This window comes from Solimicrobium silvestre (genome assembly GCF_002976435.1).
GTDB lineage: Bacteria > Pseudomonadota > Gammaproteobacteria > Burkholderiales > Burkholderiaceae_D > Solimicrobium > Solimicrobium silvestre.
This window is the reverse complement of the sequence record NZ_PUGF01000002.1, coordinates 311122-335536: the sequence shown is the minus strand read 5'-3', so window position 1 is coordinate 335536 and position 24415 is coordinate 311122. Positions and strand designations below refer to the sequence as shown.

Here is a 24415-nt window from a genome sequence, read left to right as displayed (position 1 = left end):
TCATTCCAAACGGAATGTATTCACACTGTCCACCAGCGAGCGTGACTGATCACGCATGCTTTGTGCGGCCGCTGCAGCTTCTTCCACCAAGGCCGCATTTTGCTGGGTAACACCTTCCATTTCAGAAATCGCACTATTCACCTGCTCAATGCCTTGCGTTTGTTCTTTCGAGGCTTGCGCAATTTCCGTCATGATTTCCGTCACTGATTTGACGCTATTTACAATCTCATCCATCGCTTTACCCGCATCGTCCACCAGCGTTGCGCCAGACTGAATATTCTCCACCGAATGCTGAATTAGCTCTTTAATTTCTTTAGCAGCTGCCGCAGAGCGGTGCGCCAAGGCGCGCACTTCAGACGCCACCACCGCAAAGCCTCGCCCTTGCTCACCCGCGCGTGCCGCTTCCACTGCGGCATTCAGCGCCAGAATATTAGTTTGAAAAGCGATGCTGTCGATGACACTGATGATGTCGACAATTTTGCTGGAACTGTTCTTGATGGACTCCATCGTTACCACAACATTCTTCACCACCGAACCACCGTGAATCGCAACTTTAGATGCGGTGTGCGCCAAGTCACTAGCCTGACGCGCGCTTTCTGAATTTTGCCGCACCGTTGAAGTGAGCTGATTCATCGAGGAGGCGGTTTCTTCGAGGCTGGCCGACTGACTTTCGGTTCGTCCGGACAAATCTAAATTACCCTGCGCGATTTCAGTCGCAGCAGAATCGATAGACTCGGATGCATTACGTACCTGCAAAAGAAGCTGACGCAGTTCCTCTATCATCCTTTGCAACTGCGCTAACAAACTAGTTTTATCGGTCAGATGTAAATTGGCACGTATAGTCAAATTACCTTGCGCCACTTGCGTCACCACTTCCACTGCATAGTTAGGTTCACCACCGAGTTGACGAAGAATCCCGCGACTAATCATGACCGTGATAAAACTAATGATGATTAGCATGGCGATGCCCATACCCACATTCGCCCGCGCCGACGAGTAAAATTTTTTATCCACATCGTCCATATAAACGCCGGTTCCTATTGTCCATTTCCAATCAGCGAAATAATTGACGTAGGAAAGTTTGGGGAAATCGGCCGCTTGTCCCGGCTTAGGAAATTGATAGGAAACAAAACCATGCCCCCGGTTCTGCGCATCATCAAGCATTTCTTGGACGAAGAGTTTACCGTGGCTGTCTTTAACGTCTTTGAATGGCTTACCTTCTGTTTCTGGCGCGGGCGGCTGCAATACTTTTATACCGTCCACATCATAAATAAACACGTAATTTGTTTTTTCATAGCGAATCGTGCGCAACACCTCCAATGCTTGCTGCTTGGCTTGTGCCTCAGTGAGTTTGCCTTCTTGCTGTAGCCGATTGAAATGCCCCAGCACGCTAGTCGCACTATCAATCACGCTAACTATTTTGGCGCTGCGTTCCTCTATCATCGAAGAACGCAAGCTGTACAGCGAAACCATCGTTATCAATGCCACGCCGATCAAAATCAGCGCATTGATCAGCAACAAGCGCGTGCGGATTTGAAACGAATCCATTAACTTATGCATAGCGATCTCGCCTTTGATTGACGTGGCATAGAGAAGCGCATTGTGCGATCAGAAGTGCCATCTCAATACCGTTTTCGTTTCCACTTTGTCTAGAGGAGTACTGAAATGCTAAAACAACTCTTCATTCCAGCCGGAATGTATTGACGCTTTCCACCAGCGAACGAGACTGATCGCGCATGCTTTGCGCGGCCGCTGCTGCCTCTTCCACCAAGGCCGCATTTTGCTGGGTAACGCCTTCCATTTCTGCGATCGCACTATTTACCTGTTCAATGCCTTGAGTTTGTTCTTTTGAAGCTTGCGCAATTTCCGTCATGATTTCTGTTACGGATTTGACGCTATTTACAATTTCATCCATCGCCTTGCCCGCATCGTCCACCAGCGTTGCGCCAGATTGAATATTTTCCACCGATTGCTGAATTAGTTCTTTAATTTCTTTAGCCGCCGCCGCAGAGCGGTGCGCCAAGGCGCGTACTTCAGACGCCACGACCGCAAAGCCTCGCCCTTGTTCACCAGCGCGTGCCGCTTCCACTGCGGCATTCAGTGCCAAAATATTAGTTTGAAAAGCGATGCTATCAATAACACTGATGATGTCGACAATTTTACTGGAACTGTTCTTGATGGACTCCATCGTTACCACAACATTCCTCACCACCGAACCACCGTGAATCGCGACTTTAGATGCAGTGTGCGCCAAGTCACTGGCCTGACGCGCGCTTTCAGAATTTTGCCGCACCGTTGAAGTCAACTGATTCATCGAGGAGGCGGTTTCTTCGAGGCTGGCCGACTGACTTTCGGTACGCCCGGACAAATCTAAATTACCCTGCGCAATTTCGGTGGCGGCAGAATCAATAGACTCGGATGCATTACGTACCAGCAAAAGAAGCTGACGTAATTCCTCTATCATCCTTTGCAGCTGCGCTAACAAACTGGTTTTATCGGTCGGATGTAAATTAGCCCGCATAGTTAAATTACCTTGCGCCACTTGCGTCACCACTTCAACGGCATAGTTAGGCTCGCCACCGAGTTGCCCCAGAATGCCACGGCTAATCATCACTGTAATAAAACTGATGACGATGAGCATGGCGATGCCCATGCCCACATTGGTACGTGCTGATGCGTAAAATTTATGGTTCACGTCGTCTATATACACACCGGTACCCAGCATCCATTTCCAGTCGGTGAAATAGCTTATATAAGAAAGCTTAGGTAATTCTTCCGTTTGCCCTGCTTTGGGAAATTGATAAGCCACAAAGCCAAATCCTTTACTTTGCGCATCATCGAGCATTTCTTGAATAAAATATTTGCCGGTGCTGTCTTTGAGGTCTTTAAATGATTTTCCTGCCATTTCCGGCGCAGGCATAGGCGCTAGCTTCATACCGTCCGTATCATAAATAAATACGTAGTTGCTTCCTTCATACTTCACTGCGCGCAATACCCCCAATGCCTGCTCCTTGGCTTGTGCTTCCGTCAGCTTGCCTTCTTGTTGCAATTGATGAAAATGGTTCACCACTGAAGTAGCGCTATCGATCACGCTCACTATTTTGGCGCTGCGCTCCTCCATCATTGAAGCACGCAAGCTATATAGCGAAACCATCGTCATCAATGCAACGCCGATCAAAATCAACGCATTGATCAGCAATAAACGTGTGCGAATTTGGAAAGAATTCATTAATTTATGCATGACGATCTCGCCGTTGACGGAATGGCATAGAAGTAGTTCCGCTAGCAATGCTGAGCTAGTGAATACAACAATTTAATTGTTAAATTTTAGATTAGCAGCGGGATTGAGCTTGTCAACGTCTTTATCGGCAGAGTTGGCTTTTTAGATTCAAAATACCCCAGCATAGGTTTTACTATTCCGAGCTATTGATTTGATTTTATATTGGGGTAAATACATACCGCAAAGAAATGGCTTTTTTATCTAGCTAAGAGCCACTGCATACGTTAAATATTTAAAAAATAAGGGGGAGTACATACAAATCCCCTAATTAACCAAGTAAACGCTCTTCCGTAAGCGCTAATACCTCGGTAGTTCCGCGTAGCACCAACACGTCGCCGGAGGCCAGCCGGGTTTCAGGCGTAAACTCAAAGCGTTGCATAGCGCGCCGCATGCTGATAATTTCCACCTCCAACTCAGCCAAACACAATTCCGCAATCAACTTGCCGATTGCCGCAGCGCCTTCACTTAACTGTATCGGCTGCAAACGTACCTGCAAGTTATCGGCATCATCCACCGCGTCGCTGGCACCATGAAAATAGCCGCGCAACGATTCATAGCGATCATCGCGCGCGCGCTGCACACGATGCACCACACGTCGCACTGGTACACCAAGTAAAACCAGCGCATGGGAAGCTAGCATCAAACTACCTTCAATCACGTCGGGGACCACTTCGGTGGCGCCGGCCTCGCGCAGTTTTTCTAAATCGCTATCATCATAGCTACGTACAATCACCGGCAAAGCAGGATTTAATTCCTTCACATAATGCAGCACTTTTAATGCTGAAGCGGTACCGGTATGCGTTACCACTAACACCGAGGCACGCATAATGCCGGCCGCGATTAAACTCTCGCGCCGTGCTGCGTCGCCATACGACACAATCGAGCCAGCAGCTTGCGCTGCCTGCACGCGATCAGGGTCTAAATCGAGCGCGTGATACGGGATTTTTTCTTCATTTAACAAGATCGCCAAACTTTGCCCGGTACGACCAAAACCAGCAATCAGCACATGCTTGTCTTGCCCCATTGCGCGGCTGGCGATTTTGGTTAATGCCAAAGACTGCTGCATCCAGTCACTGTGCGAGAACTTCATCGCAATCGCATCGCTATGCAGCAACAGGAACGGCGCAACCAACATTGACAGCACCATCGACGCCAACACCAGTTGCGTAAACAAGGGGTTCATCAAATTCAAATGACTCATTTGACTTAACAGCACAAAACCGAATTCGCCCGCTTGCGCCAGTGCCAAACCGGTACGCAATGCAACACCCGTTGAGCCACCAAACAATTTGGCCAACAACACCACTAAACCGCATTTAAATGCGACGGGAATCACCAGCAACAGCAACACCAACCACCAATGTTCCACCACTAATCCCACATTCAGCAGCATGCCTATCGTGACAAAAAACAAGCCTAACAACACATCGCGGAACGATTTAATATCTTCTTCCACCTGATGTTTATATTCGGTTTCAGAGATCAACATCCCCGCCACAAACGCACCCAATGCCAGCGACAAACCAGCACGCTCGGTAATCCACGCTGCGCCTAAAGTAATCAGTAACAGGTTCAACATAAATAACTCTTGCGAACGCAGTAGCACTACCAATTTAAACCAGCCGCGCATTATTTTTTTACCGAAAAACAGCAGTAACACCAACACTAATGTCGCCTTGGCAATGGCATAGATCAAGGTTTGTAATAAGTGCTCATCTTGCGCTGCCAGTGCCGGCGCAATAATTAATAGCGGCACCAAAGCCAGATCTTGAAATAACAAAATCCCAAAAATTTGCCGTCCATGAATGGTTTCAATTTCCAGGCGCTCAACTAATATTTTGGAGACGATGGCGGTTGATGACATTGAAAATGCCCCGCCCAGGGCAAATGCGGCTTGCCAGCTGATATGCCAAATCGTGGGCAAGATCAGGGAAGACAGCCAGGCCGCCAGCATGGTCGAGATTATTGTGACCAATACTTGCGCCAATCCCAGCCCAAACACGGTTCTGCGCATCGACTTCAATTTCGGCAAAGAAAATTCCAAGCCAATGGAAAACATCAAAAACACCACACCAAACGAGGCAAAACCTTGCGTTGCAACACTATTTTCTGCCCATGCAAAGCCATAGGGGCCAATTACCACGCCCACCATTAAATAGCCCAACATCGGCGGCAAACGTAGTTTACGGAAGATCACCACCCCAAAAACAGAGGCGCCGAGGAATAATAAAGTGATTTCTAAGGCTGATTGCATTCAACTATCCAAAAAATACCGAGAGTTATATTTATTTTAAGCACCTTTTGTTACATCAGGCAGGTTTTTTGCTTTCCGAATTCGTTTATACTTTAGGCTATGAGTGTACCCTATACAAAATCTCCCCAGACAACTTTTGACCCGATCCGCGCCTTACAATTAGCCAGCAGTACGCTGACGATTGAAGCTGACGCGATTCAGGCGTTAAATCGTCGTCTTACTACCAAGTCCGATGACAACTTAGGTAGTAACTTTACCGCTGCTGTCGGCTTATTACTTAACTGCCAAGGCCGGGTCGTTGTTTCCGGCATCGGTAAATCCGGCCATATAGCCCGCAAGATTGCCGCGACGTTTGCCTCAACCGGAACGCCTGCTTTCTTTGTACATGCTGCCGAAGCCGCGCATGGCGACCTTGGCATGGTGACTGCCAATGACGTATTTATCGCTATTTCTTATTCCGGTGAAGCCGGTGAGCTATTAGCGATCATGCCACTTATTAAACGCATGGGCGCGCAGTTAATCGCCATTACCGGCAACCCGGCATCGCGTTTAGCCCAGTTGGCAGACGTTCACTTAAATGCACATGTTGACAAAGAAGCGTGCCCACTTAATTTAGCGCCAACCGCTTCCACCACCGTGACATTGGCGTTAGGCGATGCGTTGGCGGTGGCGGTTTTAGACGCCAGCGGTTTCCGCGAAGAAGATTTTGCCCGTTCGCATCCCGGTGGCGCATTGGGCCGACGTTTGTTGACCCATGTGCGCGATGTAATGCGCACCGGTAAAGATATCCCTTCCGTTCAATTAGATTGCAGCTTAATAGCAGCCTTATTAGAGATCACAAAAAAAGGCATTGCCATGACTGCGGTAGTGGACGCGAATAATCACTTACTCGGCGTGTTTACCGATGGTGATTTACGTCGCTTATTAGAGCGCATGCATGATTTCACCGATATAAAAATTGCCGATGTCATGCACAAAAATCCACGCACTATCGGCCCGGATAAATTAGCCGTTGAAGCAGTTAAATTAATGGAAACGCATCGTATCAATCAGCTGTTAGTTGCCGATCATGAAGGCAAACTGGTTGGCGCATTGCATATTCACGATCTGACTCGTGCCAAGGTGATTTGATGACGCAGAACCAAATCAGCGCCCAGCAAAAAGCAGCGCAAGTTCGCATCATGATTTTTGATGTGGATGGCGTATTAACCGATGGCAGCATGCAATACAGCGCGGAAGGTGAGCTCATCAAACGCTTCTTTGTGCACGACGGCCTAGGTATTCAATTACTACAAAAAATGGGCATCACCACCGCCATCATCAGTGCGCGTCAAACACCGATTGTCAACAAACGTGCGGCCGATCTTGGCATTACTTATGTGTACCAAGGCAACCACGATAAACGCATTACGTTTGCGCAATTATTGAACGACACCGGCGTAGCAGCCCACGAATGTGGTTTCATGGGTGACGATATTGTGGACTTACCGTTATTTGCTAAAGTCGGTTTTGCAGTAAGCGTGCCCAATGCGCATCCTGAAGCGAGTAGCCGTGCCGATTACATCACCAAAGCGGCTGGTGGTTTAGGTGCGGTACGCGAAATTTGCGATTTTATTTTGCGGGCGCAAAATAAATACGATGCAGCACTTGCTCCTTATCTGGCATAAAACCGGTATAAAAATAAGATGAAAATAAGTGCTTTATTTACCCCTAACAATTTGCGGCTTTGGCTGCTGGTCATGTTTGTTGGCCTAGCCTCACTGGCAAGTTATTGGGTGTTAGAAATCATACGCAGCAATGATAAAAATGGTGCGCAAGCCGTGCGTACCCGGCCTGATTATTATGTGGATAATTTTAATTTTGTCAAAATGCTGCCAAACGGACAAAGTAAATACCGTATTGTTGGGACCGAATTAATACACTATCCGGACGATGATCATGCCGACGTTACTTTGCCAGTGATGACTAATTTAGATGCAACTCAACCGCCGTTGACAGTGCGCTCAGAACGTGGGGTCATTAAAAACATCGCAAATCAGAGTGAAAATGAAGTGCATCTTTATGAAAAAGTAGTGGTTAATCGTCATAAAACAGATATCTCAGCACATCTCCAATTAGATACCGAGTATTTATTAGCTTACCCTGACAAAAATACCATGCAAACCGATTTACCAGTTCGAATTCTTGCTGGTGACACCATCACTACCGGCGTCGGATTGAGGGCGAATAATGCCACGCAACAAATGCAAATATTAAGCAATGTCTATAGCATTGTTCCTCCTCGCACCAATCAGAAACGTCCTTAAAATAAATAAACAATAAAGCCATGATTAAACATCTTTCCCTCTCATTTTTACTCTTGTCGCTAGCTATCAGCACAGCACATGCGGAAAAAGCCGACAGCCAACAACCGCTGCATATTTCGGCGGAATCACAAACCTATGATGGCAATAAAAAAGTGACTGTCTACACCGGCTCGGTACACATGGTGAAAGGCACCCTGATTATTAATGCTGCGCGCCTTGAAGTGGTTGAAGATGCCAACGGCGGAAAAATTGGAACCCTATTTAGCGGCCCGGGCAAATTAGTCAATTACCGTCAAAAACGTGACGGCGGGCCAGATTTATGGGCAGAAGGCGAAGCCGATAAAGTCGTCTACGACGATACTCTGGAACTAATTAAATTATTTAACCAGGCAAAATTAGTTCTGCTGGATGGCAAAAAACGTACACATGAAAGTTCTGGGATTTATATTTCCTACGATAGTCGTACTGATTTTATGTCAGTTAATAACACTCTCCAAGGCATTAGCGCACCGGGTGCTGGATTTACCAATGCAGTTATTTATCCCGTGGAAGATAAACCTAAAGCTGCGCCGGTTAAGGTTGAACCGAAAGTTGAAACGAAGGTAGATTCTAAAACCGAACCTAAGCCCGCAACCAAACCCGAGGTGACTCATGAATAGTCACTTGCAAGTTCAAGGTCTGCAAAAACATTATGGCGCAAGGCAAGTGGTTAGGGATGTATCAATTGATGTAACGAGTGGTGAAGTGGTCGGTTTGCTGGGGCCTAATGGCGCAGGTAAAACCACCTCGTTTTATATGATCGTTGGATTAGTTCCCTCGGACGCCGGCATTATCAAACTCAATGACGTCGATATTTCTAATTTACCGATTCATAAGCGCGCCAGACTTGGGCTGTCCTACCTGCCGCAAGAAGCGTCGGTATTTCGCAAATTATCAGTCGAAGACAATATTCGTGCAGTACTTGAGTTGCAACGTGACGAACAAGGCAACCCCTTGTCGAAAGACGCAATCGATGATCGATTGAATACGTTGCTGGGTGAATTACAAATCGAAAAAATCCGCGAAAACATGGCTTTATCGTTATCTGGCGGCGAACGCCGTCGGGTAGAAATTGCCAGAGCGCTGGCGACCAATCCGCGCTTTGTATTGCTAGATGAACCTTTTGCCGGTGTTGATCCAATTGCCGTAATTGAAATTCAACGTATTGTACGGTTTTTAAAAGAACGCAATATCGGCGTTTTAATCACCGACCATAATGTGCGTGAAACTCTCGGCATTTGCGACCGTGCTTATATTATTAATCAAGGTGCGGTTTTAGCCAGTGGCCATCCAGACGATATCATCAGCAATGAATCGGTTCGGCGGGTTTATCTGGGTGACCACTTCCGGATGTAACGGTTTAAAAGCTAGATACCAATGAAACAGAGCCTGCAGTTACGTACCTCCCAACATCTAGCACTGACGCCGCAGCTTCAGCAATCTATCCGTTTACTGCAATTATCTACTCTGGAACTGCATCAAGAGTTAGAGCAGATGTTGCATGACAATCCACTGTTGGAACGGTTAGATGATCCGATGGATTTGGCTGTCCGGCTATTGTCTGATGGTGCGCTCAATCACCAGCCTGCACAATCGGACTACTCCAACGACAACAACACTAATAACAATAGCGATTCGTCAGCAAGCACCGCTAACGGCGCATCGGAAGACGCACACAATTCGTCTGAAAACGATTCAGATCAATCGGATTACCAAAGCGCGCAAGGCGATGAATCGTCGATCTGGAGCGAAGCAAATCGGGCAAATCAAGACGATGATGAAGGTCGGCCACAGCTAGAAATAGTCGACCAAAGCCTGCGTGAATACTTGCTGGATCAAGCCAATTTAAGTACCCGCACCGAACGTGATGCGGCGTTACTGAGCTTGCTCATTGAAGCCTTGGATGAAAATGGCTATCTGGATGAATCGCTAGAGCAAATTCATGCCGCCTTACCGGAAGCTTTAGGTATTGAGCTCGATGATTTAAGCTTCGCCCTCAGCCTGTTGCAAAGCCTGGAACCAGCTGGTGTCGGCGCACGCACTGCCAGCGAATGTTTAGCATTACAGATCAAACGCTTACCCCGCATTCCTTTAGTTACCCGACGTTTAGCACTCATTATTGTGCAAGATCATTTAGCGCAATTTGCGCAACGGGACTTCAATAAAATCAAAAAAGCGCTGGATTGCGATGATCAGGATTTACGCGAAGCGCAAGAAGTTATCCGGCAATGCGAGCCGCATCCCGGGCGCGGTTTTAGTAAAGACCGCGTAGACTTTGTTGCCCCGGATGTCATCGTCATCAAAACCCGACTCGGTTGGCAGGTACAACTGAACCAAGATGTTATGCCAAAATTACAAGTTAATTCCTTGTATGCCAACATTCTCAAGCAACATAAAAACGCTGCTTCGCTGCAAACTCAGCTGCAAGAAGCCCGCTGGTTGATTAAAAATATGCGCCAGCGATTTGACACAATTTTGCGTGTTTCCGAAGCGATTGTAGAAAGACAACGCAGCTTTTTTACCCACGGCGCAGTTGCCATGCGTCCACTTGTTTTGCGTGAAATTGCTGATACACTAGGTCTACATGAGAGTACAATTTCTCGTGTAACGACTCAAAAATACATGTTGACCCCGCATGGCATGTTTGAGCTTAAGTATTTCTTTGGTAGCCACGTTGCCACGGAAGCAGGGGGAGAAGCTTCTTCTACAGCAATTAGAGCACTCATCAAGCAACTGATCGGAGCAGAAAACCAGACCACCCCACTATCAGATAGTAAAATCGCAAATATGCTAGGGGAACAGGGCATGGTAATTGCGCGGCGTACTGTTGCAAAATACCGGGAAGCCTTGAAAATACCTCCAGTCAATTTGCGTAAAACTTTGTAACTCATCACTTGTATTTTGGCTTTACATTGTTAAATAAGAGTTGGTTCAGATCTGATTATTGAATCATTATTATTTAGCAAGCATCACTACAATAGGAGCGCTTATGAATATCACCATCAGTGGACATCACCTCGAAGTAACTCCAGCAATTCGTGAACACATTCAAAGTAAGCTGGAACGTATCATGCGACACTTCGACCAGGTCATTGATATCACCGTTACCATTACCGTAGATAAGCTCAAAGAGAAGGATAAACGTCATAAAGCCGATATTAATCTTCATGTTCCCGGCAAAGATATTCACGTAGAAAGCATGGCACAAGATCTATACGCTGCCATTGACTTACTTATGGACAAACTGGATCGTCAAGTAATCAAACACAAAGACAAAATCCAAGACCATAAACACGACCCCGTGAAACACATGCCCATTCATCTGACCGAACATGCAGAACTAGATGAGAATGCGTACAACTCTCTAGCTAGCGCGTAACTTTACTCACTTCACCATGAAATCAGGACGCGCAAGCGTCCTTTTTAATTTCCCCCGCCAACTCACTTTGTATTTACCATGACAGACTTCGCAGATTTCATACTCACCCGCGTTCAAAACCAAATCGGCTTCATCACCCTAAATCGCCCTAAAGCATTAAACTCCTTATCGCTGGAAATGATACGCAGCATCACCCAAACATTGCTTGACTGGCAAGAGCGTAGCGACGTGCGCGCGGTGTTTATTCATGGCAGCCATGAACGGGCTTTTTGCGCTGGCGGTGATATTCGCTTTTTTTATGATGTTGGCACAGCGACGCCGCTTGGCGATAGCGCGTTATTAGAAGATTTTTTCACCGAAGAATATGCACTGAATTACTTAATTCACCATTATCCGAAGCCCTACGTTTCTTTATTAAATGGCGTGGTCATGGGTGGTGGTATGGGGATTGCGCAAGCTGGTCCCGACAACCGATTACGGATCGTAACTGAGCGTACCAAAATGGCGATGCCTGAAGTAAATATCGGCTTGTTTCCTGATGTCGGTGGCGGTTATTTTCTGTCGCGCTGCGCCGGACAAATCGGGACGTATTTAGGCTTAAGCGGTGAAATCATTAACGCTTCAGATGCCATCTATGCTGATTTAGCCGATGTGTATTTGCCTAGCGAACAAATTCCTGCGCTGATGACTTTACTCGAACAAAGCAACACCAGCGATCTGCGCGACAGCATCCGCCAGTTTGCAGCTCCGTTCCAGCAGCAACTGAACGCCGGGCCATTAGCCACGAATCGTAATGCACTAGATCAACATTTTTCACATAATAACGTCGCCGCGATCATGGCCTCGCTGCAGGCAGATCCATCTCCATTTGCACAACAAACATTCAAGCTAATGCAAACCCGTTCACCATTACTGATGTGTGTAACGCTCGAGCAATTACAGCGCGGCCAGAAGTTATCAGTGGCCGAATGCCTGCGCATGGAGCGCACAATGGTGCGCCATTGCTTTAAACACGGTGAAGTTTTAGAGGGCGTTCGAGCTTTAGTGGTGGATAAAGATATGCAGCCAAAATGGCAACCAGCTAGCCTGGAAGAAGTCAGCCCTGAGCTGATCAACAGTTTTTTTGCAGAGGTTTGGCCAGCCTACGCGCATCCATTGCGGGAATTAAACTAGATTCTGTAAACGTATAGAAAAATAGCTTTTTTAGCGACGGCAAAGCCACTAACCACGTTAAAATTGCTAAAAAAAACAGGGAGGGAGATATTAAATCTCCCTCCCTGTTTTTCTCTGCATGAATTTTTTTAGCTACTTTTTAAGATTACTTCAACAAACCAAAAACCTGCCCGATAATTTTACTTCCTGTACCAAGCGGGTCTTGGCGGATTGCTTTTTCTTCTTCGCCGATCATTAAAAACAAGCCATCTACCGCACGCTCAGTCACATAAGATTCAACTGTAGCTTGCTGTGCCGGTACTACGCCGTATTTTGCAGCAGGGCCCATCAAACTATTATATTTTGCAGACAAGTCGGATTTATCGGTTACTGATTTCACTACCGGTTGAAATTGTTCCGCCAATTGAGCCGAAGTTTTTTGTCTGAAAAAATCAGTCACCGACGTATCTCCACCACTCAAAATATTTTTGGCATCGGTTACCGACATCGATTTAATCGCGTTCATGAGCAGCGGTTTAGCCATTGGCACGGCAGCTTCTGCCGCATGATTCATCGCAACAATCAGTTCGTCCATTTTTGGCCCTTGCCCGGTCATTCTTAAAATGGATTGGGCTTTATCCAGCGAACTTGGCAAACTTATTCTTACTTTTTCATTCGATAGAAATCCGTTCTCAACGCCGAGTTTACCTACCGCTGATTCAGCGCCTTTTTCCAGCGCGGCACGTAGACCACTGGTTGCTTCCGTATTACTCAAATCAGCCAATGAGGCAGCCCACACCGAACTACTTACCAAAGCGGCTACCGCTATACTTGTGCGAAATTTCATTTTAAACTCCTCAGTGTTATTCACTAAATATCGTCAATTACAAACAAGCGTCGGTGTTCACGCATCGCATAACGATCAGTCATTCCGGCAATATAGTCGGCAATTTTACGTGCTTGTTTGGCTTCATTGTCGTGCACTAAATAATCCGGCGGTAACAATACCGGCTCATTCATAAACAAATTAAATAATTCACTGACACAGCGCCGCGCTTTAGAAGTCATGCGCTGCACTTGATAATGTCGGTACAACTGAACGTGCAAAAATTGTTTAAGCTCAGTGGCTTGCGCTTGCATCTGATCTGAGAAAGCAATAAGCGGTGGCGCGTTACGCACATCATTAATATTGCGCGGTTGTTGCGCCAGAATACGCTGCTCGGAGGTGGTAATTAAATCCAAAATCAAGGCATTAATCATGCGCCGTATTGTTTCTGCAATCGCACGACGACCAGTTAAACCAGGAAAAGCTTTTTCAACTAACGCCCTATTATGTGCATATAAAGCGACTTCCATTAGCTGACTTTCCTGCATTAACCCTGAGCGCAAACCATCGTCGACATCATGATTGTTGTAGGCAATTTCATCAGCCAAATTAGTCAGTTGTGCTTCTAAACTCGGTTGCTTGCGCTCTATAAAACGCTGCCCGATTTCACCTAATTGCTGGGCATTTTTTAAGGAACAGTGTTTTAAAATTCCCTCACGGGTTTCAAAAGTTAAATTCAAACCATCAAAACTGCCATAACGCTCTTCCAACACATCCACCACGCGCAAGCTTTGCAGATTGTGCTCGAAACCACCATAAGGCTGCATGCATGAATTAAGTGCATCTTGTCCAGCGTGGCCAAACGGTGTGTGGCCCAGATCATGCGCCAATGAAATCGCTTCAACTAAATCTTCATTCAAGCGCAAATTACGGGCAATTGCCCGGGCTATTTGCGCCACTTCGATACTGTGGGTTAAGCGGGTACGAAATAAATCACCTTCGTGATTAACAAAAACCTGGGTTTTATATTCCAGCCGGCGGAACGCACTGCTGTGAATAATCCGGTCACGGTCACGTCCAAATTCGCTGCGTGCCGTTGCTGGTAATTCGTCAAAAATGCGCCGCGCTGGCAGCGTATCGTGTGCTGCATAGTGCGCTAATGGCGACTGAATTTTATCCATTTAAATATCAGCTGAAGATGTGCAACATGCTAGCAATGTTGCCTCCAATACGCTGGCTGGCACCGATTCAAGCACGGCACGCCCCATAACTTTGAGCAGCACAAACTTAATCTGACCGCCTTCATTTTTCTTATCAACTTGCATCCACCCCAGCCAGGTAGCCAGGCCTAAATCAGGTGCTTGTACCGGCAAACCAGCCGCCGCAACTAAGGCGCGAATCCGTTCTTTATCAGAAACAGAAATATAACCGAGGCGACATGACAAATCCGCCGCCATCACCATACCGCAGCCAACCGCTTCGCCATGCAACCACGCACCATAACCGAGAGCAGATTCAATCGCATGGGCAAATGTATGCCCGAAATTAAGAATCGCACGCAAACCGCTTTCACGCTCATCCAAGCGCACCACTTCCGCTTTAATTTCGCAAGAACGGCCAATCGCATAAGCCAAAGCTGCTTCATCATGAGCGCGCAATTTTTGGCAATTTTGTTCTAGCCAGGTAAAAAATTCGGTATCGATAATCGCGCCATATTTAATCACTTCCGCTAACCCTGCCGATAATTCTCGGGCCGGCAACGTTGCTAATGATTTGGTATCTGCGATAACCGCTTGCGGCTGATAGAACGCGCCAATCATATTTTTACCGAGCGGATGATTAATCCCGGTTTTACCGCCTACCGAAGAATCGACTTGCGACAAAAGAGTGGTGGGAATTTGCACAAAAGGAATCCCGCGCATATAACTCGCCGCAGCAAAGCCGGTTATATCGCCTATCACCCCGCCGCCTAAAGCCAGCAAGGTCGTTCTACGGTCACATTTATTTTTCAGCAAGGCATCAAAAATAAAAGTCAGGCTTTCCATGTTTTTGTGCGCTTCACCATCCGGCAAAATAATCTGTTCAACCTTTTTGCCAACCGTCTCCAGCGACGTAGTTACCCGTGCCAGATACAGCGGCGCAACAGTGCTATTGGTAACGATCACCACGCGGTTAGACTGTACGTATTTAGCCACTTGTTTGAGCGCGTCTGGCGCGATCAAAATCGGGTAACTACGCTCACCGAGAGCGACTTTTAACAGATGGGAGGTTGGTGACGGTTGTGTTGACATAGTCGGTTGTGAAGTTAGCTCGAGTGGCTTCGCTAACCGCGAAGCAGGGGCAATTGGCCAACCTAATTGTACTAGAATAGTTTGCACCAGATGCGCCACATTCGGGCGACCGGTTTCAATCACCACATGGGCTATTTCTTGGTAAAGAGGGTCACGTTGCAGAGTGAGTTCATCGAGCACTTTGCGCGGGTCAGCAGTGCGTAGTAATGGACGATTTTTATCATGACTGGTGCGCTGTAAAATATGCGAAACGCTAGCGCGCAGATAAATAACTGTGCCTCGGGAGTGTAGATATTGACGGTTTTGCTCATTTAAAATTGCGCCACCGCCAGTAGCTAAAACAATACCGCCTTGCGCGGTTAAATCCCTTATCACATCCGCTTCACGCTGGCGGAAGCTCGCTTCACCTTCAATATCAAAGATAACCGGAATAGCCACTCCGGTGCGCGCTTCCACTTCGTGATCGGAATCCACAAAGCGCATATTCAGTTTTTTTGCCAGGGCGCGGCCAATTGTTGTCTTGCCCGCGCCCATCAAACCGACTAAAAAAATATTACTTTGTGTTTCCAATGCATGCAATCGACTAATTACTAAGACGGATATTTTAAAACAAAGTTAGTTAATGTTGTAACGCCTTGCGGTGTTGTTGTTGTCACTGAAAAATTAAATGGACTTTGAGTACCACCACCATCCAAACATTGCGGTGCGGATCCTGTTGTAGCGGATACAGAAAGATTGTACGGGATTACTACCGTCGTACCATTTACAGTAGTAGCTGGTGTTGTTGGCAATGTTAGCTGAGTACCTCCACCAACCGGTGTATTTGGCACCGCCCCCGGTAAAAGTGTACCGATCGTAATACCCGTTTGCGTAGTAGTTGCGATAATTGACGTTGTAGCAGGCATAGGATTGCCATTTTCATCAGTAATCACAAACTCAACATTTTGTGAACAGTTATTAGTAGATAGAGCTTGCGGAACTCCTCCATTATTATTTGCCAGCACCCAATTAGTTCCATTGAAGTAGTAAATATTCGGGCTGCTTCCACTCAGATATAACTGGAGCGACCCTGCTATTGGCAAAGTAGTGTTATTCGTACTAGAAAACTGCACTGTCGCTACCCCGACAGCAGTACGCGCTACAACACGAGGATTTTGACTAGTAAATGTCAGAGAACATTGTCCATTTACTGTAGTACAACCTGCCGAAACCCCACTGCTATTTCCAACCGAACCCTTGTTGGTAGTCGCCACCACCGGAGTGCCATTAACTACCGGATTACCATTAGCATCTGCAATAAAGGTAGTCAGAGTTGACGTAATACCGTTATAACTCCAGCCTTCAATATTAAACACAGAGGCACTCAACGAGAATGAAGCCTGAGTTGGCTGCCCAGTAGAAACAACCACCGTATTTGATGTGCTTGCTATGGACGGCGTTGATACTAACGATGCGGTAATTGATAACGTGCCGACAGAAACTGCTGTCACAGTGGTAGTAACCTGACCATTACTACCAGTCGTGCTCGATGTCGAATTTAACGTTGCTATGACTGGCGCTCCAGGATTGGCATTTGCATAAAGATTGGCGAAATTAACCGCCGCACCATTAATCGGGTTGCCATTTACATCGACCACTTCAAAAGTCAACGTAGCAGTTGAAGTCCGCCCAACTCCACCAGTACTTGGCAACACGATAGACGAACTAGTCGGGCTAACAGCAACAAAGTTGATTGAAGCTGCTGTTGGTGCTGCCACCTTCAACGTTATCGTTACCGTCGCAGCCACGCCCGCGACAGACGCCGTTACCGTATCGGTCGTACCGCAACCATTATCAGTATAAGTTACTTGCGCCACGCCATTCACTGTCGTTGCAGTAGCTGGCAAGCTTGCTTTGCCATTCGCGGCACAAGAAGATGCAAAATTCACGGTAACAGGTTGTGCTGTATAAATTGCACCAGCTGAATCGACCTGAACCGCAATAGTGGTCGTTCCATATGCACTTACATTGGCAGTACCGGAGGCTGGAGTAACACCAACAAGAGTAATTGCCGTATTACCCAACGTATAGTTTTGTCCTGCGACAACGGTTACACCAGCTATTGTGGTAGTTGCACTCACTCTTCCAGCTGACCCTGCTTGACCCGAAGTTACCAATCCGGCAGCAGAAACAGTCACTGTTGCCACGCCTGATGAATTTGTAATGACAATCCCTGCAGACGGTGCAAGAACAACTCCTGAAAGTGAATTTGAGAATGACACTAACGTATTTGCAACCGGATTACCGCTAGCATCCGTTACTGTTGCCGAAGCCGTGATTGGACAAGATGTTGTAATTGTATTAGCTGTACAGCCGGTACTGCTTGCAAAACTAATAGCTATTTGTGGTGATGCTGTTGGTCCAGTGGCGCCAGATGTGTAGTTGACTGAATTCGTTATAGGAGCAGTATTGCCCGAAACTGCAGTGGATGCGGTAAGCGTACCAGCTCCTGATACAGTACCTGATTGCAAACTAACTACCGCAATACCGGCGCTATTTGTGAGCGCTGTGGTAATTGGTAAAGAACCCGTCGCACTGCTAACGGAAAAGGTAACCAGCGCATTTGGAACTGCAACGCCGCCAGTAGTAACAGTTGCCGTAGCGCTTAAGCTTCCGCCAGGCGGTATAGTCGTTGCCGAAGTGCCAGCGGCGGTAGTAAGCGCCAATGTAATGACACTATTAGCACCAGGAGTTGTTCCATTAAGATTTTGAAATGAGGCCGACCCGGTTATTGCTGTAGTTCCTACTACTGTGGCCGATGCAGTTAATGTTCCAGCCCCCGCAGTCGTACCTGCCTGCAAAAGAATCACTGCATTACCCGAACTATTGGTTAGCGCTGTCAATACAGGCGCTATAACCGCCGTAGTCGTGCCAGACAACGTAAATGTGACTAACGTATTCGCAACTGCAGCGCCAGCGGCATTAACCACATTTGCAGTGGCAGTTAAACTGCCATTACTTGGTATCGTATTAGAAGCTGTGCCAGCATTAGTAAGCGTCAACGTAATCACACCGTTGGTGGTCGGCGTAGTACCGCCAGTACCGCCGGATCCGGAACCACTGCCTCCTAACGGAGTTCCTGCTGAACCATTACCCCCACCGCAGGCGCTTATCATAATCAGCAGCAGAGCCGACATTAAAAATGTCCAGTAACGTGCAGTAAAAATAGGTGTTAAATTCAGCTTCATTTTGCTTTCCAATACGTTGTTTTCAGTTACTACGCCGAGGGTTGTTCAGCTTTGGTTTTGAATGTAAATAACATTATTGCCACTATTTTAGTGAGTTTCAATATGTTGATTAGTGTGGTTTTAATGCCTGCACTAAAAACTTGTGCCAGCCATAGTAGAGCCAGGCCCCACTGGAGCGCCACCTCCACCATGACCACCGCCGCAGGCACTCAGTATCACCAACAATACCGCTGACGATAGATATATCAAACTACGCGGTGCCAGTTTTTTTTTAAAATTAATCATACTGATAACTCTTCTTAATTAATGTACAGCTATATGGTCTGCAATAATTTTAGGTGTCAAAAATATGAGCAATTCGCTTTTATTCTTAGTTTTAGCCGTTGTCTTGAATAAATAACCAAGAATAGGAATGTCACCTAAAAACGGTATTTTTGTTTCTGAGTTTTGTACAGTTTCCTGGTAAATACCACCTAACAATACAGTCCCACCGTTATCTACCATGACAATAGTTTTTAAATGTTGCGTGTTGATGGCATAACCCGCCGTTGTTAAAACACCTTGAGTATCATTATTCACTTCAACATCTAAGATAATGTTGCCATCCGGGGTGATTTGCGGAGTAACTTCCAATCTCAAATTAGCCTTTTGAAAGGTAATAGCAGTCGCACCACTACTGGTCGCCGTTTGGTAAGGCAACTCGGTTCCTTGCTCCACAACAGCGGCAACTTGATCTGCCGTTACCAGCCGCGGACTTGAAATAACTTTACCCGTACCATCTGCTTCTAAGGCCGATATCTCCATATTCAAGAATCGATTCGCCGCAGATGAAAACAAACTCACGGCCACAGCACCAGGATTTACCCCGCCAATTGGCGCTGCCGGTAAGCTAAAGAATTGACCTGCCTGGGTAAATGCTTGCGTAGCCCGTTGATTGACAGCAGTTTGAGCAGTTTGATCACTAACACCTTGATAGGTACCAGTTAATGCAGCATTAGTACCACCAGTGACAGGAAAACCAGCGGTTCCACCTTGTAAGGTGCGTAAATCAGTAAACCCTAACTGAGCACCCAAATTTTTACTCCAGTCATCCGTTGCCACCACTAAACGCGCTTCAATTAATACTTGACGTGATGGAATATCTGTCTTGAGAACCAATTGACGAACTGCGTCCAAACGAGATGGCACATCAGTAACAAACATTTGATTCGTACGCTCATCCACTACGGCACTACCGCGTTTAGACAAAATCCGAATACCAGGGCTGGAACCACTTAAACCAAAAGCTGCTTTGAATGAAGCTACCTTTTGATAATTTAATTGAAAACTTTCTGTTTTTAACTGCTCTAAGTCGCCAATTGATGCTTTTTGCTCTGCTTCCAATTTTTCTTTAGCCAGCAATTCGTCTTTGGGCGCAACCATAATAACCGGGCCATTTTTACGCATGTCCAAGCCCTTCTGTTGCATAATAATTTCCAGCGCCTGATCCCAAGGAACATCTTTTAAACGGAGTGTGACACGACCAGAAACAGAATCGCTGGTAATGATGCTAAACCCGCTCACTTCAGCAATAACTTGCAACAAAGAGCGCACATCAACATCCTGGAAATTCAAAGATAATTTTTCGCCACGATAACCTTGCGTACCTTGCGTCAATTTACTTGGATCCACCTTAATTGGCTTCACTTCAATAACCAATTGCGTATCGCTTTGATACACGCTATGTTCCCATTGTCCTTTAGGCGTAATCACCATGTGGATGTTATCGCCTTGCGCAGTGGTCTCAATAGTTTGAACTGGGGTACCAAAGTCAGTTACATCCAAGCGGCGACGTAATATTTCAGGTAAGTCTGTCTTTAAAACATCAGCAACAATAGTATTACCTTGCTGATGCACATCAACACCAACCTGTTTACTTGGCAAGTCAATGACGATACGTCCCTCGCCATTGATACCTTTACGGAAATCAATGTCACGCAACATCTGCTTGCCGGTATTAGCTTGAAGCGGTGCTACAGGAACACCTTTTGAGTTTAAGGCCGTTGCTACATCACCCGTACCATCGATGGTAATAACCAATAGATTATTCTCAACGACGCTAGCGTAGTTCAATGGTTTAGCTAAATTAAATACCAAGCGTGAGCGATCTCCTGCTTGCACGATATTTAAAGTATGTACATTGCCAATATTAATATCAACACTCGATTTACCTGTTTCATTACTGGTCGAAGCAAAATCGATGGCAATTCGCGCTGGCGTGGCGGTAGAAAATCCTAAGGGCACTTTGTCCATTGGATTTTTCATCGTGACTTTAACAATCACATTGCTTCCTTGCTGGCTTGCCGTAACTTGCTCAATCGAATTGCTTTGAGCAGATGCTTGTGCGCTTAAACCAAGTGCACCTACCAACAAGAACAGTCGAAACATGGAACACCACCCAGTATTAGTTGTACGCATTTTTATTAACATCCTCATTTTTTTGCCTCCTGCAGCTCTAACTTTTGGACACGTTCTGCCCAATCACCACCGCTATCTAAATAGATCTCTTTAATCTCTATTGAATCATCATTTACTTTGGTGACAAGACCAAAATTTTGACCTACGTAATTGCCAGCCTTAACTTGATAAATACTTTTTGAATCTACCAATAACAACGCGTAGTGATTAGCACCTTGGGTTAACGTGCCGACCATTTTTAAGGTATCCAAAGGCATGGACTCTAAAGCCTCGCGCCGCCGATCCAGATCTGGCTTAATGCCATGACCATTTCCCGGGTTCAGTTTAGCCAAAGCAGACTGTAATTTAACGGGATTAAAAGGGTCAATTTCGTCTTTTTTATCATAAACAAAAGGAATAAATTCTTTAGGTTCCTTCAGCTTCGCTATCGAAGGCTTAGTCTCCAGCTTGGTTTTATCCATCCACTGTTGAACTTCTTGTTCACCACTTTCGCCACAAGCTGCCAGCCCTAAAGGTAATAACATTACGCAGAGGAGTTTTTTCATTTTTTCGCTCCCTTCGCGGCCTTCTTCTGGCTAGCAACTTCTTCCGGATCTAAATAGCGGAAAGTTTTAGCGACCACGTCTAACGTTAACACGCCATCTTTACCCGTATTCACATTCAAATTATTTAAAGTCACAATACGTGACAAGTGTGCCACATCACTTGCAAAAGCACCCATATCATGAAAACTTCCACTCGCTTTGACGTCAATCGGTAACTCAGCGTAATAATCTTTAGGCACTGCCTGCCCTGGTTTAAACATTTCAATTTGAAGACCGCGACCCAAACCAGCTTGGGTAATATCTGACAAAAGCGCATCCATTTCCGCCTTGCTTGGTAATTGCTTTTCTAGCGCAGAAACGAACAATCCGACCTGAACTTTCTGCTTACGCAGACCTTCCAGATTAATCGATTGCTGAATTTTGCTTTTGTAACCTTCTTTAAGTGTCACTTCTTCTTGCTGTCCGCGATTCAATTCATCAAATTGACCGCTCCAGTAAAAATACCATCCGCCCCCCAACACGACGATCATCGTGCCAATCGCGCACAATAAGCGCGGGGCAATTGGCCACAAGCCCGGGTGTATTCCATTTAAATCACGGAATTGAGCCGACAATGACTCTGATAATTCAGTCATGCTTTTCATAATGCTTCTTTCTTAACTTCTTTCATCGATGATCTCATGGCTTTACCGCCTGACCATTGGCCGGAGCAATAGCTGGAGTAGCCGTCGCGGCCCCCGCTGCCTCTTGATCGCGAGGACGTTTGATTGCTACATTCACAGTAAAATCAAACACCTTTTTAGCATCTTTACCTTGACCAATGCCAGTCGCATTAATCACGATCAAGTCAGGCTTATTTAACCAATCAGAATGACTTCCCAAATTTTTCAAGTATTCCGACACGCGCTCATTGGATTGTGCATAACCAGTTAAAACAATGTGCTGACCATCTTGCTTAACACTGCGCAAATAAATACCTTCAGGCGTTTGCGCGACTAATTCCGAGAGCAAATAAACCGGTTGATTACGATCACCCTGCAAATCCTCAACCGCTTGCTGACGCGCTTTTAAGCCATCAATTTCTTCTCTTAAGGTAGCAATTTCTTTGATTTCTTCATCCAACTTATCATTGGCAGATTTAATCAAGTGGTTCTGTTGATTTTGGAGAGATATCTGACTGGCGTTGTAAAATCCGACCAGCAGCAAAATCAATACAGCAACGATACTTGCAAACACCAGCAAAGTATAAAAGTCATTTCTGCGTTGTTTACGTCGCTCTTCCCGATGCGGTAATAGATTAATTTTAATCATCAATCAAACCTCCGCATAGCCAATCCGCAAGCGACCAGAAACGAAGGTGCCTCACTGCGCAATTGTTTTTCTTTTATATTAGGCGAGAGTTCCATGCCTTTGAAGGGGCTAATTACAGCCGTTGAGATTTTAGTTCGACTAGCAATCATATCCAGCAATCCAGGTAAAACCACACAACCGCCTGCCAGATATATTTGATCAATGCGCGTGTAAGGAGTCGACGTAAAGAAGAATTGAATTGCTCTAGTCACTTCAAGTGCAGCACTTTCCAGGAACGGATTCAATACATCTTCATCGTAACCCTCTGGTAATTCCCCGTTTTTCTTCTTGAGTTCAGCCTCCTCAAAAGCCAAACCATAACTGCGAACAATTTCTTGTGTTAATTGATTTCCACCAAATGTCTGCTCACGCTCATACACAGTCTGGTCATTCAAAAGAACTGAAATATGGGTTATCTTGGCACCAATCTGAAACAGGGCAATAATTTTATCTTTACCGCCATTGTCGGATTGTGCGATTACGCGCGAAATTGCCGATCTGGCCGCGTAGGACTCAATATCCATCACCATAGATTTCAAGCCGGCAGCTTCTGCTACGGCAACCCGGTCTTCAATTTTTTCTTTGCGTGAAGCCGCCAACATCACCTCGACATCTTCAGGCGAGTTTGGTGCCGGCCCGATGACACAGAAATCAAGCCGCACTTCATCTAAAGCAAAGGGGATATATTGACTGGCTTCAGATTCAACTTGCATTTCAAGTTGCTCTTCCGATGCACCTCCCGATAAAATGATTTTTTTGGTAATGACAGCGGCCGAAGGCATGCCCAGCGAGACTTTTTTAATTTTTGTCCCGCTTTTCATCACAACCCGCCGGATCGCCTCTGATACCTGATCAATATTTTCAATATTGCCGTCCGACATAGCGCCGCGCGGTAAGGGTTCGGATGCATAGCGTTCCAGGCGCAACTCTTTATTGCTGCCCTCGGACAATTCCACTAGCTTGATGCTGGTGGAGCTAATATCTATTCCAATTAATGGCGTGTTTTTTTTGCCAGTCAGACTGGCAAGTGCATCGCTCATCAATGTTCCAAGTTCTAAAGCCAAAGCATCCCCCGCATAGAATTTTTCCAAATATTAAACTAGTTTCTTTGTAATAAACTTTTATTATAGTAATTTATCCGAAGGCCACAGATAAATTTGCTACGCCGTGGAGCAGTAGCAAACTTGCGTCGCCTCCATCTATTTGGAAACTATTTAAAGCATCACACTAATATTTCTCACAGTAAATTTTTTACTTCACAAATGCTAGCAATAACACTCTTGCAATGTAAAGTGATTTCTCATGAAAT

The 24415-nt window shown here is 46.0% G+C and carries 21 protein-coding genes; 8 read left to right on the top strand and 13 right to left on the bottom strand.

Annotated elements, in window-relative coordinates; all coding sequences use genetic code 11:
* The 3 genes from S2091_RS24635 to S2091_RS03995 all read right to left on the bottom strand — a co-directional run bounded on the left by S2091_RS24635 (position 1) and on the right by S2091_RS03995 (position 5534).
* Positions 1-1560, bottom strand: coding sequence for a methyl-accepting chemotaxis protein (locus tag S2091_RS24635; protein ID WP_105530493.1), 1560 nt, complete (start codon positions 1558-1560; stop codon positions 1-3).
* 121 nt (positions 1561-1681) lie between these two features.
* A complete protein-coding gene (locus S2091_RS24630; RefSeq protein ID WP_105530492.1) occupies positions 1682-3241 on the bottom strand; it encodes a methyl-accepting chemotaxis protein in 1560 nt (519 codons plus the stop codon).
* 307 nt (positions 3242-3548) lie between these two features.
* On the bottom strand, positions 3549-5534 hold the full coding sequence (locus tag S2091_RS03995) for a monovalent cation:proton antiporter family protein (protein ID WP_105530491.1): 1986 nt from the start codon (positions 5532-5534) through the stop codon (positions 3549-3551).
* Between the two features lie 99 nt (positions 5535-5633).
* On the opposite strand from S2091_RS03995, the gene S2091_RS03990 reads away from it, so the two are divergent.
* The 8 genes from S2091_RS03990 (at position 5634) to S2091_RS03955 (ending at position 12431) form a co-directional block, all read left to right on the top strand.
* Positions 5634-6665, top strand: coding sequence for a KpsF/GutQ family sugar-phosphate isomerase (locus tag S2091_RS03990; RefSeq protein WP_105530490.1), 1032 nt, complete (start codon positions 5634-5636; stop codon positions 6663-6665).
* A complete protein-coding gene (locus S2091_RS03985; RefSeq protein ID WP_105530489.1) occupies positions 6665-7201 on the top strand; it encodes a KdsC family phosphatase in 537 nt (178 codons plus the stop codon). Before S2091_RS03990 ends, S2091_RS03985 begins: the two co-directional genes overlap by 1 nt.
* 18 nt (positions 7202-7219) lie before the next feature.
* A complete protein-coding gene (gene lptC / locus S2091_RS03980; RefSeq protein WP_105530488.1) occupies positions 7220-7840 on the top strand; it encodes an LPS export ABC transporter periplasmic protein LptC in 621 nt (206 codons plus the stop codon).
* 20 nt (positions 7841-7860) lie between these two features.
* The gene (lptA, locus tag S2091_RS03975; protein ID WP_105530487.1) at positions 7861-8499 is read left to right on the top strand and encodes a lipopolysaccharide transport periplasmic protein LptA; all 639 of its coding nucleotides are present in this window, start codon (positions 7861-7863) and stop codon (positions 8497-8499) included.
* Positions 8492-9235, top strand: a complete 744-nt coding sequence (gene lptB, locus S2091_RS03970) for an LPS export ABC transporter ATP-binding protein (RefSeq protein ID WP_105530486.1) — start codon at positions 8492-8494, stop codon at positions 9233-9235. Before lptA ends, lptB begins: the two co-directional genes overlap by 8 nt.
* Before the next feature lie 21 nt (positions 9236-9256).
* Positions 9257-10765, top strand: coding sequence for an RNA polymerase factor sigma-54 (locus tag S2091_RS03965; RefSeq protein WP_105530485.1), 1509 nt, complete (start codon positions 9257-9259; stop codon positions 10763-10765).
* A gap of 103 nt (positions 10766-10868) precedes the next feature.
* Positions 10869-11258 (top strand): ribosome hibernation-promoting factor, HPF/YfiA family, encoded by a 390-nt coding sequence (hpf, locus tag S2091_RS03960; RefSeq protein ID WP_105530484.1) that lies wholly within the window; start codon positions 10869-10871, stop codon positions 11256-11258.
* Positions 11259-11336: 78 nt separating this feature from the next.
* Entirely contained in the window at positions 11337-12431 is a 1095-nt protein-coding gene (locus tag S2091_RS03955; RefSeq protein WP_105530483.1) for an enoyl-CoA hydratase/isomerase family protein, read from the top strand.
* 145 nt (positions 12432-12576) lie between these two features.
* On the opposite strand, the gene S2091_RS03950 is transcribed toward S2091_RS03955, so the two are convergent.
* The 10 genes from S2091_RS03950 to S2091_RS03910 all read right to left on the bottom strand — a co-directional run bounded on the left by S2091_RS03950 (position 12577) and on the right by S2091_RS03910 (position 24146).
* Positions 12577-13257, bottom strand: coding sequence for a DUF4197 domain-containing protein (locus S2091_RS03950; RefSeq protein ID WP_105530482.1), 681 nt, complete (start codon positions 13255-13257; stop codon positions 12577-12579).
* Between the two features lie 23 nt (positions 13258-13280).
* Positions 13281-14417: a deoxyguanosinetriphosphate triphosphohydrolase gene (locus S2091_RS03945; RefSeq protein ID WP_105530481.1), complete on the bottom strand. Its 1137-nt coding sequence runs from the start codon at positions 14415-14417 to the stop codon at positions 13281-13283.
* The gene (gene aroKB, locus S2091_RS03940; RefSeq protein WP_279337136.1) at positions 14418-16097 is read right to left on the bottom strand and encodes a bifunctional shikimate kinase/3-dehydroquinate synthase AroKB; all 1680 of its coding nucleotides are present in this window, start codon (positions 16095-16097) and stop codon (positions 14418-14420) included.
* Positions 16098-16117: 20 nt separating this feature from the next.
* Positions 16118-18754 carry a beta strand repeat-containing protein gene (locus S2091_RS03935; RefSeq protein WP_105530479.1) on the bottom strand — a complete coding sequence of 879 codons (2637 nt, stop codon included), beginning with the start codon at positions 18752-18754 and terminating at the stop codon, positions 16118-16120.
* Positions 18755-18886: 132 nt separating this feature from the next.
* Entirely contained in the window at positions 18887-19039 is a 153-nt protein-coding gene (locus S2091_RS23950) for a hypothetical protein (RefSeq protein WP_165794900.1), read from the bottom strand.
* Between the two features lie 18 nt (positions 19040-19057).
* Positions 19058-21211, bottom strand: coding sequence for a type IV pilus secretin PilQ (locus S2091_RS03930; protein ID WP_105530525.1), 2154 nt, complete (start codon positions 21209-21211; stop codon positions 19058-19060).
* 14 nt (positions 21212-21225) lie between these two features.
* On the bottom strand, positions 21226-21756 hold the full coding sequence (locus S2091_RS03925; RefSeq protein WP_105530478.1) for a pilus assembly protein PilP: 531 nt from the start codon (positions 21754-21756) through the stop codon (positions 21226-21228).
* Positions 21753-22400 (bottom strand): type IV pilus inner membrane component PilO, encoded by a 648-nt coding sequence (locus tag S2091_RS03920; RefSeq protein ID WP_105530477.1) that lies wholly within the window; start codon positions 22398-22400, stop codon positions 21753-21755. The genes S2091_RS03925 and S2091_RS03920 overlap by 4 nt, the downstream gene beginning before the upstream one ends.
* 34 nt (positions 22401-22434) lie before the next feature.
* A complete protein-coding gene (locus S2091_RS03915) occupies positions 22435-23067 on the bottom strand; it encodes a PilN domain-containing protein (RefSeq protein WP_105530476.1) in 633 nt (210 codons plus the stop codon).
* Positions 23067-24146, bottom strand: coding sequence for a pilus assembly protein PilM (locus S2091_RS03910; RefSeq protein ID WP_105530475.1), 1080 nt, complete (start codon positions 24144-24146; stop codon positions 23067-23069). The genes S2091_RS03915 and S2091_RS03910 overlap by 1 nt, the downstream gene beginning before the upstream one ends.
* Positions 24147-24415: the final 269 nt, after the last annotated feature.